This is a genomic window from Rahnella variigena, from assembly GCF_003610915.1.
Classification (GTDB): Bacteria; Pseudomonadota; Gammaproteobacteria; order Enterobacterales; family Enterobacteriaceae; genus Rahnella; species Rahnella variigena.
In genome coordinates this window covers 1570579-1584053 of the sequence record NZ_NSDJ01000001.1, presented here as the reverse complement: position 1 = coordinate 1584053, position 13475 = coordinate 1570579, and the positions used below count along the sequence as shown (strand labels likewise).

Here is a 13475-nt window from a genome sequence, read left to right as displayed (position 1 = left end):
AAGCATATAAATACAATTACTTTAAGAATCAACATATAACGAAACATGTAATTCTCTTGACCTGAAAGGTTCCTTTATGCGACTTATGCTCTGGTCATAAGGGAAAGGAACCAATTAGAACCGAAAGGTTCCCCCTAAAGAACAGCGGGCGGCAGCATAAGAATACCCCGCTTAGCAGCGGTATTCTTTCGGGCGAGTTTCCTGTCATCAGGACTGGTGAATAAAAAAACGGCCTCCAAATCTGTAGGCCGTTTTAATTAACTGCTGTCTGGGGCGTAGCCGATGACGTCAGTTCTGGCGTACATGACTTCCCAGGTCGGCGCTAATGTTCCTGGTGACGATCAGACTGTCCGCGTAGCACGTCGCGTTGCAAATGAGCTGAATGCATATGATGAAGAAGTGAAAAAGGTTGTGGGCTTTTTCGCGCCCCACCTCGGCGAATCATATGTAGATGAAATGCGCACCACTCAATGGCGCATCGTTGCTTCTGCCGTTGATTCTGAGGTTTTGACCGCAAAAAGCGCCTCCGGCGCGCCTCGGAGTCCTGTCAATAACTGTGGGTTCGATGGAATCAAACAGGCTACAAATTAGCGTGGTCGTCAGGTTGAGAGCACCGCTACACCATTCAGTTCTGGCAATCTGCGAGTTATTGACTGGACAGACACCGCCTCCGTGAGGGCGATTGTGGCGCGCATAGGGGAGGAAACGCCGAGAGTCAGCAAAGCACAGCGAAGTTTTGACCCAACAAAAGGCCGCGATATTGCCCCATCGGCAAGATTGAAGGCAGCAGAACGGGCACGCTTGCCTGAAATTGAGCGAGAATTGATGAAAAGCAACATCACTGCTGCGCGCTGGGAGTTGGAGGCATTAAGCCGCGGGGCTACGTTGAAAATAGGTGATACAGAATTACATTTCGGAATGGTTGAGGATTGGCCGGAGTTTAGCTAAAAAAACGCCCTGGTGGGCGTTGCACTATTTCATTCTGATGATCTTAAATGTCGTCGGATATAAATGCGACACAGCAGGATTACCAGAATAGATATTAAACCTGAAATAATTAGGGAGGCATCGACATAAAGGTCTAGCGTTCCTTCTATGTCATGTACTCCCCAAAATTGAGCGAAACCTTCTATCTGTTCACCTGTAGCATAGCTGTCAATCACTTGGGTAAAGAAGGTCACCAGTATGCAGAACGCCACAAAGTAGCCCAATGCGGTAAAAAAATACTTAACCCACCTCATCCGAGTGTAACTCTAATCGTACCGTGTGCCTTGAGCGAAGACCCAGGTACACCGATCATTGAGGTACCCAGCAATGCAGTCCGAAGATAATCAAAATCGGATTGTGATGTCATGGTAATACAGCCCTCACTGAGTCCTTGTGGTCCGATTGGATGAAGCCGAAAACTTCCACGTTTAACTCCTTCAATAAAAGTTTCATCGTTTATCTTTCCGTCATCGCGATAGAGCCCAAACCATGTTTCTCTGTCAGTGCCGTAACCATATTTAAGGACAGCATTTCGTATGCCGCCTAAGCGCCCCCCCGAAACGCGGCTGACAATAAAGTAACGCCCTGTAGGAAGTGGTCCCAGATCAGCGATATTAGTTAATGTCGGGTTATTTCGACCAACTAACTGGCCTGAGAAGGCAGGGAAATTGCCGACACCAGCACAACTCAGAATTGATGTTTCCATTCCATTCAACACATAGCTGCAGGTGATAGCCATTTAAGCTGTCACTCTCTCATTCCAGGCGTCCGCAAAAATTACGTTGCCGTCACAATATTTCCATGTGATTTTTTCATAGCGAAGCTCAACACTTTCGTTGTGGTTATGCTTTTCGAAGGCTGGGTTTTTGATATGGTGCATTGTTGGGCAGATTGATACAATTTTAACGCCTTCGAGATATCATGTTGAAGTACTCAACTTCCTGGCCTGCATCGTTGATTTTGTACCATTTAAATTCGGCAGATTGGAGAGTTTGGCCGGTGGCGGTTGCTTTGTAGAGATAAGGGCTGGAGCTGTCGAATTCTTTCTCAAAACCTAATGCCGCATGTATACGTGTGCCGGTGATCTTGCCTGTAGCCCCGTCAGTTGGAAGATGCAGAGAGTGTCCAAAACCTTGAATCTCAATTGAACCTTCACGTCCATTCACATCGACAGAACCTTTAATATCTGCTCCGCCGTCATCCTTCAACCATAAATACGCTGGTATAGCCATTGTTAACAACTCCTTATGTTTTGTAGGGAAAACATACGCCCAAAAAACCACTTGAACAATATGAACTTTTACCTCAAGGCAGGGATTGTCTTATTTGCAGGAGAAGCATTCAGGTGGCAGATGATTTCTACACATAACATTCATAAATATATAAACAGGATTGCCCATATTAGTTATCCTCAACAAATCCGTTTGATTGACCAATAGTCTTAACAATAGTATCGATACACGCTTTACTGTTCGGAACCTTATAAAGAGCCTGAATTGCATCAACGACATATTGGTTAAATTCCGGTTCTTTGATGCTATAAAAGGGTAAAGCACATACATTATCGGTACTGAAGGGTAAAGCCCCACCTTTAAGAAGGGAGAGCACACCTGCGGGATTATGTGGAATTGCCGTGGCAGCGGCAGTAGCAAGCGACTCCGCTGAATCAGCATCACTACCGGACGCTAATAATGCAGCCACGTCCAGCCAGTTTTGTTCACCACTGCCTATTTTAGTCAGCACATACAGCCATTGGGATTCGCCATCTTTGTACAAATCGGTGATAACCGCTCTGGCGCCCTGAGTTTTGATCTGCTGAGTTAACTCCACGGATGTTATTTGGGTCGTGGCGGCGGCTGAAAAAGAAAGTAAAAGCAAAAGAGAGAGTACAATTTTCATCTGACCACCAAAATCATGTCGCCACGGTGTAATGAGCTATGGTGACCTTTTTATATAAGTCTGTTAGATAATTATTGACTAAACGGACCAGCCAATCTCATTTAATGAAGCCAGAAAAAAATACCCTCAATAAATCATTCAAACAATGCAGGTTTATCACATATTCTAAATAAAAAAACGGCCTCCAAATCTGAAGGCCGTTTTAATTAACTGCTGTATAGGGCGTAGCCGATGACGTCAGTTCTGACGCGGCCAGCGCGGAGCATCCGCAGTGGACATAAAGTCCATGAGGAATGCGAGCACTGCCCGCGGCGGAAATGGCTAAATCGGGTAGCTATTCGCTACTCGTCCAGCATCACAACCTTGCCGACGTACGGCAGATGACGATAACGCTGGGCGTAGTCGATGCCGTAGCCGACAACGAATTCGTCGGGGATCGGGAAGCCGACGTATTCGACTTTAACGTCAACTTCGCGGCGTTCCGGTTTATCCAGCAGGGTGCAAATGGCCAGAGATTTCGGGCCGCGCAGTTGCAGGATTTCACGCACTTTGCTCAGCGTATTGCCGGAATCGATGATGTCTTCGACGATCAACACATCTTTACCCCGAATGTCTTCGTCGAGATCTTTAAGGATCTTCACGTCGCGGGTGGTGGACATGCCGTTGCCGTAGCTTGAGGCGGTCATGAAGTCCACTTCGTGCGGCACATCCACGGCACGACACAGGTCAGCCATGAACATGAACGAACCGCGCAGCAATCCAACCAGCACCATTTCGCTGCCGCTGTCGCGGTAGTGTTCGGTGATTTCACGGCCCAACTCGGCAATTCGGGTTTTGACTTCCTGTTCGGAAATCATGACGTCAACGCGATGTTTCATATAAAGACTAACCACCTGATTTAAGAATATTTATCGCTGCTTTTTAGGAAAGCAGCGACCATATAGTGGAAAGGATTATATCAAAGAACCCGCCGGGGAGTAACGCCGGTGTCAGCCAATACCGGCCTGATGCAGGTCATGCAGGTTGATCGCACCGACCAGCACGCCTTCACTGTCGACCACCGGCGCGGCGCTGATATTTTGCTGATGCAGGGCTTCGAGTGCCTCGCCTGCCCGCCATTGTGCCGGAAGCTGATAACCGGGACGGCTCATGGCATCGGCCAGCGGGTCGTGCAGGCTGTGGCCTTTGACCAGCCAGCGACGTAAATCGCCATCGGTGAACACACCAACCACCCGCATACTCGCGTCGCATACCGCAATCAGCCCCAGACCGGTGCGGCTCAGTTCGAGCATCGCGTCCATGACTTTTTTCTGACTGTCGACCACCGGCAGACGATCGCCGGTACGCATCAGATGATGCACACGGTTCAGCAAACGCGCCCCCAGACTGCCACCGGGATGTGAACGGGCAAAATCTTCCGCGCCAAAACCACGGTGTCGCATCAGCGCCATCGCCAGCGCATCGCCCATCATGAGGGTATTTACCGCGCTCGAGGTCGGTGCCAGTCCCATCGGGCAGGCTTCGCGCTCAACGCTGATATCCAGCACACAATCGGCTGCCAGCGCCAGCGGCGAATCTTTACCGCCGGTGATGGCAATCAGACGGGTTTGGTTTTCTTGTAACAATGGCAGGATCAGATCCAGCTCTTTTGCCCGGCCGGAATAGGAAATAAAAATCATCACGTCTTCACTGCCGATCATGCCGAGATCGCCGTGCAGCGCTTCGGCGGGATGCACGAAGAACGCCGGTGTGCCGGTGCTGGCCAGTGAGGCCGCGATCTTCTTGCCGATATGACCGGATTTTCCCATACCGGAAATGACGGCTTTACCTGTGCAGTTCAGCAATAAGCGGCAGGCGCAGAGGAAATTATCATCCAGCCGCGTCAGCAAACGGCGGGCTTCTTCTATTTCAATCTCAAGCGTTTCACGTGCGTAATTCAGTAATGCGTCACTCATCGTCTTCCCCGACTAAAATAATGCGGATCCCCAACTTTTCGATGGCATCACGATATTGCTGGCTTAACCCTCTGTCCGTGATCAGCGTATCGACCTTGCTTAAATGGCACACCACATTCGGGCTTTTACGGCCAAATTTTGACGAATCCACCAGCAGAAAAATACGCTCGGCCGCTTTACACATCGCCTGACTGACGCCGTGAACTTCGTTGAATGTGGTGACACCGCCATCGAGATCAACGCCATCAGCGCCGATAAACAGCTTATCGAAGTTGAATTTATCAAAGGCGCTTTCTGCAAGGCTGCCGTGGAAGGAAGACGATTTTTTGCGGTAGGTGCCGCCCGGCATCAGGATTGTCTGGTCGTTATCCAGCTCCACCAGCGCATTGACGATATGCAGGCTGTTGGTCATGACAGTGATGTTGTTGAACTGACTCAGGAAAGGCACCATCTGCATCACGGTGCTGCCCGCATCGAAAATCAGCGAGTCGCCGTCCTGAATTTCCTGAATAGCCGCGCGGGCGATGCGCAGTTTTTTGCCGGTATTGATGTGTGTTTTACGATCAATAGGCTGATCGCCTTCTTCGCGGCTCAGCACCACGCCGCCGTAAGTGCGGATCACTGCGCCCTCTTCTTCCAGCAGGGTGAGATCTTTACGGATAGTGGTGCCGGTTGTGGCAAAATGCGCGGCGAGATCGTCCACCGCCGTCTTTCCAAATTGCTGCAAGTGCTCCAGTATCGCCGCCTGCCGTTGCTTAGGTTTCATCACGATTTACGCTCAAATTTTAAGATAAATTCACTGCCATCATTCTTTTTGAAAGATAATAGCTTTTAAAGTGAAAATATCATGATTTCGGTTCAATCGCTAATGATAGTGCAGTTTGAATATTCGGATCTTTCGGGAAGATCACACCTGTCATCAATTGTTCCCGGCTCATGCCATTAAGCGATGAAACCGGCTGAGGGCTGGCAAAAATCGTCAGGCCGCGCAGTAAAAATCCGTCACAGACTTTCTCCTGTTGATCGAAAGCCAGCGCCAGCACCACTCTCGGTTTGAAACGTCCGCCGGAACGCCCGACACCCACATTTCCCTGTAAACACAGCTTGTCGAATGCCCGGTTAAAGCGCTGCAACTGCCACCAGCCCAGCGCGATTTGCGCCACCCAGGCCAGCACCGCACAGAGGATTAATGCCGAAGTCGGGGTCATCATTTTCTCCTTAACATGACTTTCTGAGTAACGTGATTTGCTCATTAAAATAGTCATCCGCCCCTGCAAAACAGGGGCGGATGGCATCAGAACATCACCTGACCACCGGTGATATTGATCGACTGACCAGTGCAATATGAAGCTTTATCGCTGGCGTAAAACAACAGCATATCCAGCACATCCTGATAGTCGCACCCGCGTTTCAGCGGCACTTTATCAATGTAATATTGCTCGACTTCATCGGCCTTAATGCCAAGTTTTTTGGCGTACTGCGGCAATAATGACTGGAACATCGGCGATTTGAGCAAGTTACCCAGCATCAGTGAATGCACAGTGATGCCATATTCCGCCAGGTCCAGCGCCAGAGACTGTGTCAGACCGACGCCGCCAAATTTTGCCGCGCTGTAACCGGCATTGTGTTTGCTGCCCACTTTGCCGGATTTGGAGTTGATCTGAATAATCCGTCCCGGAATACGGTCGCGGATCATCAGACGGGAAAACTCGCGGGCGCAAAGGAAATACCCCACCAGATTGACCTGCAGTGAGAGATCAAAGTCGTTGAGGGCGAAATCCGTGATTGGCGATGCTTTCGCCATTCCCGCGCTGTACACCAGCAAACTGACCCTGCCAAACGTCTGATCCACCGCTTTCGCCAGTTGTTCTACGCTGGCCTCATTCGTGGCATCGACCGTAAATCCGAATGCGCGATCCTCACCAAACTGCTGGTTAATCTGTTCTGCCACCGATGCGGCATTTTTCTCATTCAGATCCGCCACCGCCACGCGATAGCCGGATTCAGCCAGCCCCTGACAGAGAAATGCGCCCAGCGTCTGCCCCCCGCCGATCACGACTGCAACCTGTTCCATAACTGACTCCTGATTCTGATAGTTAATCGATAAATTTCAATACGCTGCCCAGCGGAATATCGTCGGGCGTGGTGCCTTTTACATGGACACTGCCGGGAAATTCAGCCTCGGCACTGCCGTCAAAACGCAGGGTGATATGCCCCAGCTCGCGCAGGTTTTGCATCGCCACGTCGCCCACGGCGGTCACCGGATATCGCACATCGGCCAGTTCCATGTAAGCGCCGCAGTGCAATTCCCCTTCGGTTTTCCCGTGCTGATGAATGAAGCAATAATCCTGAATGTCTGCCGGTGCGCCCTCACGGAAAGTGATCAGCATCTGGTCGGTCAGCGCCTCACGCGCGAAGTCGCCGATTTGCGTGATAGTGGTCTGATAAATGGTTTGCACGATGACTCCTTACTGATAGATGAAAGCGGAAGCCGCCCAGGCGATAAGTACCGTCGGTGCGCCGGTCAGAAAACGGCTGACCAGCACCGAAGGCACGCCAACGCGCACGGTGTCCTGTTTGGCTTCGGCCAGCGACAATCCGACGGGAATGAAATCGCAGGCCGCCTGAGCGTTGATGGCGAAAAGTGCAGGCAGCGCCAGATGTGGCGGGATATTGCCCAGCCCGATCTGCACACCCACCAGCACACCGATAACCTGTGCAATGACCGCGCCGGGGCCGAGGAAAGGTGAAAGCAACGGGAAGGAACAGATCAGCGCCAGCATCACCAGTCCGACGGGACTTTTCGCCAGCGGCGTCAATCCGTGCGCCACCAGATCCCCCAACCCGGAGGCCATAATGATGCCGATCAGCGCCGCCACGAACGCCATAAATGGCAGGATGGTTTTGAGCACCGTATCGATGGTGTCGCGCCCGGCCTGGAACAACACGGCAACGCCGGAGCCCATGCCCATACCGACTTTCGCCAGCAGGCCGTCGCTCTGTTCGGTGATTTTTTTAGTGGTGTCGTAGTCGCGCCCTGCCGCAGCCGGTTTAGGCGTCGTCGTTTCCGGTTCCGCGGCGTCTGTGCTTTCAACAACAATGTCATGCTCACGCACACCGGAAACGTAAATATCTTCGGTAATAAACTGCGCCAGCGGGCCAGACTTGCCGGTCGAATGGATGTTTACGGTCGGGATGCGCCGTTTAGGGTAGATACCGCAGCGCAGCGTGCCGCCGCAGTCGATGACCGCCACACCGATTTCTTCCGCCGGAGGTTCGCCTTCTTTAAAACCATCCACCGTTTCCCAGCCGGTCAGTTCCGCCAGCTTGTCGACAATCGCCGGGCGCGTGCCCGCCGTGATATACACCACTTTTTTGCCGGGCACCGCGTCAATCAACAGCGGACCACCCCAGCCACCTTCACCCCGGTTAATACGGATCGTAACGCTCATTTTCTGCTCCGATTTTTAGAATTGGATTTTGAATAGACTGGAACCTGCCTACAGCTGAACCTGACGATCTAGCTGAATGCCCATCTTGCGTTCGAAGATGCGAGTGGTGAGATCCGTTATCCAGCCGCGGAAGAAGTTGGTCACCATGCCGACCAGGAAATAACTGACGGCCAGCGGCCCGAGCGGCAGTCCCAGCGTGGTCAGCCCGCTGGCAACGCCCAGATAGACGAACAGTTCGCCGGGGTTAATGTGCGGGAAGAGACCGTTCATGGAATGGCAGCTGTAAGAGCCCGCCGCGTAATAGCTGGGTTTGTAGATTTCAGGCATAAAGCGCCCGAGGCTCAGGGTCATCGGGTTGCAGAAAACAAAGGTGCCGATCACCGGCAGCAGCAGGTAGCGGGAAATCGGATTGCCAGCACAGCGCTGTGCCAGACGTTCGATTCGCCGTTGTCCGACAAAAACAATCAGCGCGTTCATGACTACCAGCAAACTGATTAAGAGAGGCAGGATGCCGGTGACCATCCCGACAAACACCTCTCCGCCTTTTTGAAACAGGCCGATAAACCACTCAGCACCGTGCGTTATTACATCGATCATCATCTTCTCCTGTAGGGGACGTGGGTTTACGCTTTCATGTTTTGTTACTCCACGCTGAAAATATAATCATAATGAATTTATATTAATTATATATTGATCACATTTTGAAAGTTTAATCTTTCAATTTGAAAGATAGATAATCAAGGGGCATTACAGAAAGAAGAAGGAAACAGGAAGAAAGAGGGATGAAACTGGCCCGAGGAACGTCTCAGGCCAGCTTATTTTTAGAAACTTTTAAGAAACTACAGAAAGGAAAAACCGTTACGCCGACACCGTAAATCCAAGCATCATGCCGGTATCTTCATGTTCCAGCAGATGACAGTGCGCCATATAAGCATGTTGTTTATTGGCCAGATGGTTGAAGCGCACCAGAACTTCACTGCGGGCACCCTCAACACGCACGATATCTTTCCAGCCCTGCCGATGCGGCGGCACGGGCTGACCATTTTCAGAAAGAATACGGAACTGCGTGCCGTGGATATGGAAAGGATGCAGCATCATGTCGCCTTCACCGGAAATGGTCCATTTTTCGTACTGGCCTTGTTTCACATCGAAAGCGGGCACATTCATATCGTAGGCTTTGCCGTTAATTTTGTTGCCCTGCATGAAGTCGTAACCGGCGGACGATTTGCTCATGTCCATACCCGCCATACTGCCGTGACCGTCATGTTCTGAACCCGACATGCCCGGCATTGCTGCCATATCGCCGCCGCCATGATCCATGCTCATGCCAGCCATCGCATTGTGGCCATAGCGTTTCATCAGCGCCGCCATACCTTGCTGGTCCAGTTGCGGATCCATCATCAGTTGCAGCCAGCGGGTTGGCAGATTATCGACGGACACCAGCGCAGGCAGCGGCACCAGCGTGTCCGGCAGAGAACTGCCGCTTTGCGTCAGCGTCGGCTGAATACGCAGCACTGGCAACGGTTTGTCGAACGGTGCCAGCGTCATCCCCATCTGTTTCACCGGCAGCGTAACCAGATCAAAGGCTTTGCCGTCGCTGCAATCAATCAGCACTTCAAAACGTTCGCCCATCAGCAAGGATAAATCGCTGACTTTCACCGGTTCAGGCAGGAAACCGCCGTCGCTGGCGATGACGTACATTGGCCGCTGGTCACTGGTGGCGATGTGCAGCGAGCGCGCATTACAGCCATTGAGCAGACGAAAACGCACCCAGCCGCGGGAAATACCGTGCTGCGGATAGACTGCGCCGTTGGTCAGCATATGTTGCCCGAACCAGCCGACAGCCGCAGTCATCACGTCCATCTGATAATCAATCTGTCCGGCGTCGTTCAGGCGTTTATCCTGCAAAATGACCGGAATATCATCCACGCCCCAGCGTTTCGGGATCTGCAACAGGTCGCTGGCTTCATCTTCAATCAGCACCATACCGGCCAGACCCATCGCCACCTGATAACCGCTGGTCTGATGCGGATGCGGATGGAACCAGCAGGTCGACGCTGGCTGATCGAGTGTGAAACTGACTTTTCTTTTCTGACCCGGAGCGATCAGTGCCTGAGGGCCACCATCGACGTCACCGGGGATTTCCAGCCCGTGCCAGTGAACGGTGCTGGCAACATCCAGACGGTTATTAACGGTGACATCGACCTGTTTGCCGCGACGGATACGCAGCGCGGGGCCGAGAAGATTACCGTTAACGCCCCAGGTTTCGGTGTTAACACCTGGCAAAAACTGGCTCTGACCGCGCTGCAACGTCAGCATAATGGCGTTACGGATATCCGGTTCCAGCAGCGCAGGAATGGGCAATGCAGGGCGGTCTGCGGCGAGCGCGAAGCGGCTCCAGCCGGGCAGCGTACTGGCGGCCCCCATCAGGGTTGTCCATTTTACGAAATCACGACGGTTCATTTTTCAGTCCTTATGAGGGCAATTGCCAGACGGATGGCGTGAGCGTGCCATAATAGTACGACAGCCTAACCCTTCCCCTAAGGGGAAGGTCAAGCGGCTCAGCGGGAAAAGAAATTTGGTGCCGCTCAGTGCAAATATGGTAACGTCCTTTTAACTGTTTGTGAGCCAAGTCTTTCTGACTTTCTATCTAAAAGAACAAGAACACGCCGATGAAAAAAACAACATTGTGTTTACTATTACTGTCGCTGCTTGGCTTCTCGTCCGCCAGTCAGGCGCTGAGTGAATCAGAAGCGGAAGATCTGGCGGATCTGACTGCCGTTTTCGTTTATCTGAAAAACAACTGCGGTTACGAACAGCTGCCGAATACCCAAATCAAACGGGCGATCGTGTTTTTCGCCCAACAAAACCGTTGGGATCTGAGCAATTACAACAGCTTTAATATGCAGTCGATGGGCGAAGACAGCTACCGCGATCTGAGCGGGATTGCCGTCCCTAAACCGACCAAATGCAAATCTCTGGCGCGTGATTCCCTGAGTCTGCTGGCCTACACCAACTAATTTTTAAGCCTGTTTACGCGCTTTGCGCTCCGTCATTTTGTTGCCGGAGCCGCTTCCCCTTCCCTCTGTTACCCGTACCACGTTTGCCTCAGCTACACTTAACCTAAACGGGTTTGTCTGAAACCGTGCATGGACCGGCAGAGTTAGCTATCATGTGCGCCCATTTTTATGGCTGCGATTGATCAGGAGAAACCACAACATGTCCCAGAGCTCGTCATCCAAAGAAATATGGTATGAGACGCTGCACGCCCATTTTGGCCAGTACTTCAGCGTCGATAAAGAGTTATACCGAGACAAAACCGAGCATCAGGATCTGGTGATTTTCGAGAATGCCGCGCTGGGTCGCGTGATGGCGCTCGACGGCGTGGTGCAAACCACTGAGCGTGATGAATTCATCTATCACGAAATGCTGACCCATGTGCCGTTGTTCGCCCACGGCAACGCGAAAAAGGTGCTGATCATTGGCGGCGGCGACGGCGCAATGCTGCGCGAAGTGTGCCGCCACAAAGGTGTGGAATCGGTGACGATGGTGGAAATTGATGCCGGCGTGGTGGAGTTTTGCCGCCAGTATCTGCCGAACCACAATGCCGGCGCCTATGACGATCCGCGTTTCAACCTGGTGATCGACGACGGTGTGAACTTCGTTAATCAGACCGCTGAAACCTATGATGTGATCATCTCCGATTGCACCGATCCGATCGGTCCCGGTGAAAGTCTGTTTACGTCGGCGTTCTACGAAGGCTGTGCCCGTTGTCTCAAACCGGGCGGCATTTTCGTGGCACAAAATGGCGTGTGCTTCCTCCAGCAGGATGAAGCGGTCAACAGCCAAACCAAACTGAGCCACTATTTCAGTGATGTCAGTTTCTATCAGGCCGCGATCCCGACCTATTATGGCGGCATCATGACCTTTGCCTGGGCGACCAACAGCCCGGAATATCGCCAGATCGACAGCGCAACCTTGCAGGCGCGCTTTGACGCCGCAGATATCACCTGTCGTTATTACAATCCGGCGATTCATCACGGCAGCTTTGCCCTGCCACAATATTTACTGAATGCCCTGTCAGCCGCGCGCTGATACTGCATCCATAAGGGGGTGAACTAAATTGCAAAAGCTGAAACTGCATGGCTTCAACAACCTGACCAAAAGCCTGAGTTTTTGTATCTACGATATCTGCTACGCCAAAACCGCAGACGATCGTGATGGCTACATTGCCTACATTGACAAAGAATATAACGCTAACCGCTTGACGGAGATCCTCACCGAAACCTGCTCGATCATCGGTGCCAATATCCTCAACGTGGCGCGACAGGATTACGAACCACAGGGCGCCAGCGTCACGATTTTAGTGAGCGAAGAGCCGATGGATCCGCGTGATGTCGATAACACAGAACATCCGGGTCCGTTGCCGAATTCCGTGGTCGCACATCTGGATAAAAGCCATATCTGCGTGCATACCTATCCGGAAAGCCATCCCGAAGGCGGCCTGTGTACTTTCCGCGCTGATATTGAAGTCTCGACCTGTGGCGTGATTTCACCGCTGAAAGCGCTGAACTATCTGATCCACCAGCTCGAATCCGACATCGTCACCATCGATTACCGCGTTCGTGGTTTTACCCGCGACGTGAACGGGGTGAAACACTACATCGACCATTCCATTAACTCGATTCAGAACTTTATGTCGCAGGATATGAAAGCGCTGTACGACATGATGGACGTCAACGTGTATCAGGAAAATATCTTCCACACCAAGATGTTGCTGAAAGAGTTCGATCTGAAACATTATCTTTTCAATGCTAAACCGGATGAACTGAGCGCGCAGGAGCGTAAGGAAATCACCGATTTGCTGTACAAAGAAATGCAGGAAATCTATTACGGTCGCAATCTGCCGTCAGTCTGATCAGTGCTGAATAAAGAAAAGGCCGGACATGAGTAAAATGTCCGGCCTTTTTTTGTATAGACAAATTCTGATACTGAATATTCTCACGCCTGAAACTCAATAAGCATCACTTAAGTAAAATAACTTCACCTGTATAAAAACCGGCTATACTCCTTAAGGTAAATTAATATTTAAAGAGTGATAAAATCCTTATTTAAGTCAAATTAATCGCCAATCGATCTAACAATTAAGCCAAATTTCAAAAATAATATACAACCTATAAAT

General features: G+C 51.3%; 16 protein-coding genes and 1 pseudogene. 5 read left to right on the top strand and 12 right to left on the bottom strand.

The genetic code is table 11. The features are described 5' to 3' along the window. Positions 1–282: 282 nt before the first annotated feature. Positions 283–591 (top strand): hypothetical protein, encoded by a 309-nt coding sequence (locus CKQ54_RS25765; RefSeq protein WP_244220183.1) that lies wholly within the window; start codon positions 283–285, stop codon positions 589–591. Between the two features lie 93 nt (positions 592–684). After that, entirely contained in the window at positions 685–948 is a 264-nt protein-coding gene (locus tag CKQ54_RS25760; protein WP_244220182.1) for a hypothetical protein, read from the top strand. A 289-nt stretch (positions 949–1237) separates the two neighbouring features. Here the strand turns inward: CKQ54_RS25760 and CKQ54_RS07250 are convergent, their stop codons facing one another. From CKQ54_RS07250 to cueO, 12 genes and pseudogenes are all read right to left on the bottom strand, one after another. Beyond that, positions 1238–1726: a DUF2778 domain-containing protein gene (locus CKQ54_RS07250; protein WP_120349670.1), complete on the bottom strand. Its 489-nt coding sequence runs from the start codon at positions 1724–1726 to the stop codon at positions 1238–1240. Further along, positions 1727–2219 (bottom strand): annotated as a pseudogene (locus tag CKQ54_RS07245) (Hcp family type VI secretion system effector). A 169-nt stretch (positions 2220–2388) separates the two neighbouring features. Further along, positions 2389–2886 (bottom strand): hypothetical protein, encoded by a 498-nt coding sequence (locus CKQ54_RS07240; RefSeq protein ID WP_244220181.1) that lies wholly within the window; start codon positions 2884–2886, stop codon positions 2389–2391. A 341-nt stretch (positions 2887–3227) separates the two neighbouring features. After that, a complete protein-coding gene (gene hpt / locus CKQ54_RS07235; RefSeq protein ID WP_101075215.1) occupies positions 3228–3764 on the bottom strand; it encodes a hypoxanthine phosphoribosyltransferase in 537 nt (178 codons plus the stop codon). A gap of 111 nt (positions 3765–3875) precedes the next feature. Next, positions 3876–4841: an arabinose-5-phosphate isomerase GutQ gene (gutQ, locus tag CKQ54_RS07230; RefSeq protein ID WP_120161885.1), complete on the bottom strand. Its 966-nt coding sequence runs from the start codon at positions 4839–4841 to the stop codon at positions 3876–3878. Further along, complete coding sequence (gene srlR, locus CKQ54_RS07225; RefSeq protein ID WP_120161886.1) at positions 4834–5607, bottom strand: glucitol operon DNA-binding transcriptional repressor SrlR; 774 nt, start codon at positions 5605–5607, stop codon at positions 4834–4836. Before srlR ends, gutQ begins: the two co-directional genes overlap by 8 nt. A gap of 79 nt (positions 5608–5686) precedes the next feature. After that, on the bottom strand, positions 5687–6049 hold the full coding sequence (gene gutM / locus CKQ54_RS07220) for a transcriptional regulator GutM (RefSeq protein WP_113876376.1): 363 nt from the start codon (positions 6047–6049) through the stop codon (positions 5687–5689). 86 nt (positions 6050–6135) lie between these two features. Then, positions 6136–6915 carry a sorbitol-6-phosphate dehydrogenase gene (gene srlD / locus CKQ54_RS07215; RefSeq protein WP_113876375.1) on the bottom strand — a complete coding sequence of 260 codons (780 nt, stop codon included), beginning with the start codon at positions 6913–6915 and terminating at the stop codon, positions 6136–6138. A 22-nt stretch (positions 6916–6937) separates the two neighbouring features. Next, positions 6938–7300: a PTS glucitol/sorbitol transporter subunit IIA gene (gene srlB, locus CKQ54_RS07210; RefSeq protein ID WP_120161887.1), complete on the bottom strand. Its 363-nt coding sequence runs from the start codon at positions 7298–7300 to the stop codon at positions 6938–6940. A 9-nt stretch (positions 7301–7309) separates the two neighbouring features. Then, positions 7310–8293, bottom strand: coding sequence for a PTS glucitol/sorbitol transporter subunit IIB (srlE, locus tag CKQ54_RS07205; RefSeq protein ID WP_120161888.1), 984 nt, complete (start codon positions 8291–8293; stop codon positions 7310–7312). Between the two features lie 48 nt (positions 8294–8341). Beyond that, positions 8342–8890, bottom strand: coding sequence for a PTS glucitol/sorbitol transporter subunit IIC (gene srlA, locus CKQ54_RS07200; RefSeq protein ID WP_112286903.1), 549 nt, complete (start codon positions 8888–8890; stop codon positions 8342–8344). Between the two features lie 261 nt (positions 8891–9151). Then, positions 9152–10756, bottom strand: coding sequence for a multicopper oxidase CueO (gene cueO, locus CKQ54_RS07195; protein WP_112286904.1), 1605 nt, complete (start codon positions 10754–10756; stop codon positions 9152–9154). Between the two features lie 209 nt (positions 10757–10965). Here cueO and CKQ54_RS07190 point away from each other — a divergent pair, with 209 nt between their 5' ends. From CKQ54_RS07190 to speD, 3 genes are all read left to right on the top strand, one after another. Further along, positions 10966–11313, top strand: coding sequence for a YacC family pilotin-like protein (locus tag CKQ54_RS07190; protein ID WP_095924682.1), 348 nt, complete (start codon positions 10966–10968; stop codon positions 11311–11313). Between the two features lie 199 nt (positions 11314–11512). Further along, entirely contained in the window at positions 11513–12388 is an 876-nt protein-coding gene (speE, locus tag CKQ54_RS07185) for a polyamine aminopropyltransferase (protein ID WP_120161889.1), read from the top strand. Positions 12389–12416: 28 nt separating this feature from the next. Then, a complete protein-coding gene (gene speD / locus CKQ54_RS07180; RefSeq protein WP_112286906.1) occupies positions 12417–13211 on the top strand; it encodes an adenosylmethionine decarboxylase in 795 nt (264 codons plus the stop codon). Positions 13212–13475 lie beyond the last annotated feature (264 nt).

What these genes read in the sequence shown, in the direction of transcription:
- speE (WP_120161889.1), top strand. Translation starts at nt 11,513, where the DNA reads ATGTCCCAGAGCTCGTCATCCAAAGAAATATGGTATGAGACGCTGCAC.
- hpt (WP_101075215.1), bottom strand. Translation starts at nt 3,764, where the DNA reads ATGAAACATCGCGTTGACGTCATGATTTCCGAACAGGAAGTCAAAACC.
- srlR (WP_120161886.1), bottom strand. Translation starts at nt 5,607, where the DNA reads ATGAAACCTAAGCAACGGCAGGCGGCGATACTGGAGCACTTGCAGCAA.
- CKQ54_RS07190 (WP_095924682.1), top strand. Translation starts at nt 10,966, where the DNA reads ATGAAAAAAACAACATTGTGTTTACTATTACTGTCGCTGCTTGGCTTC.
- gutQ (WP_120161885.1), bottom strand. Translation starts at nt 4,841, where the DNA reads ATGAGTGACGCATTACTGAATTACGCACGTGAAACGCTTGAGATTGAA.
- CKQ54_RS07250 (WP_120349670.1), bottom strand. Translation starts at nt 1,726, where the DNA reads ATGGCTATCACCTGCAGCTATGTGTTGAATGGAATGGAAACATCAATT.
- srlE (WP_120161888.1), bottom strand. Translation starts at nt 8,293, where the DNA reads ATGAGCGTTACGATCCGTATTAACCGGGGTGAAGGTGGCTGGGGTGGT.
- CKQ54_RS07240 (WP_244220181.1), bottom strand. Translation starts at nt 2,886, where the DNA reads ATGAAAATTGTACTCTCTCTTTTGCTTTTACTTTCTTTTTCAGCCGCC.
- CKQ54_RS25765 (WP_244220183.1), top strand. Translation starts at nt 283, where the DNA reads ATGACGTCAGTTCTGGCGTACATGACTTCCCAGGTCGGCGCTAATGTT.
- srlD (WP_113876375.1), bottom strand. Translation starts at nt 6,915, where the DNA reads ATGGAACAGGTTGCAGTCGTGATCGGCGGGGGGCAGACGCTGGGCGCA.
- gutM (WP_113876376.1), bottom strand. Translation starts at nt 6,049, where the DNA reads ATGACCCCGACTTCGGCATTAATCCTCTGTGCGGTGCTGGCCTGGGTG.
- srlA (WP_112286903.1), bottom strand. Translation starts at nt 8,890, where the DNA reads ATGATCGATGTAATAACGCACGGTGCTGAGTGGTTTATCGGCCTGTTT.
- cueO (WP_112286904.1), bottom strand. Translation starts at nt 10,756, where the DNA reads ATGAACCGTCGTGATTTCGTAAAATGGACAACCCTGATGGGGGCCGCC.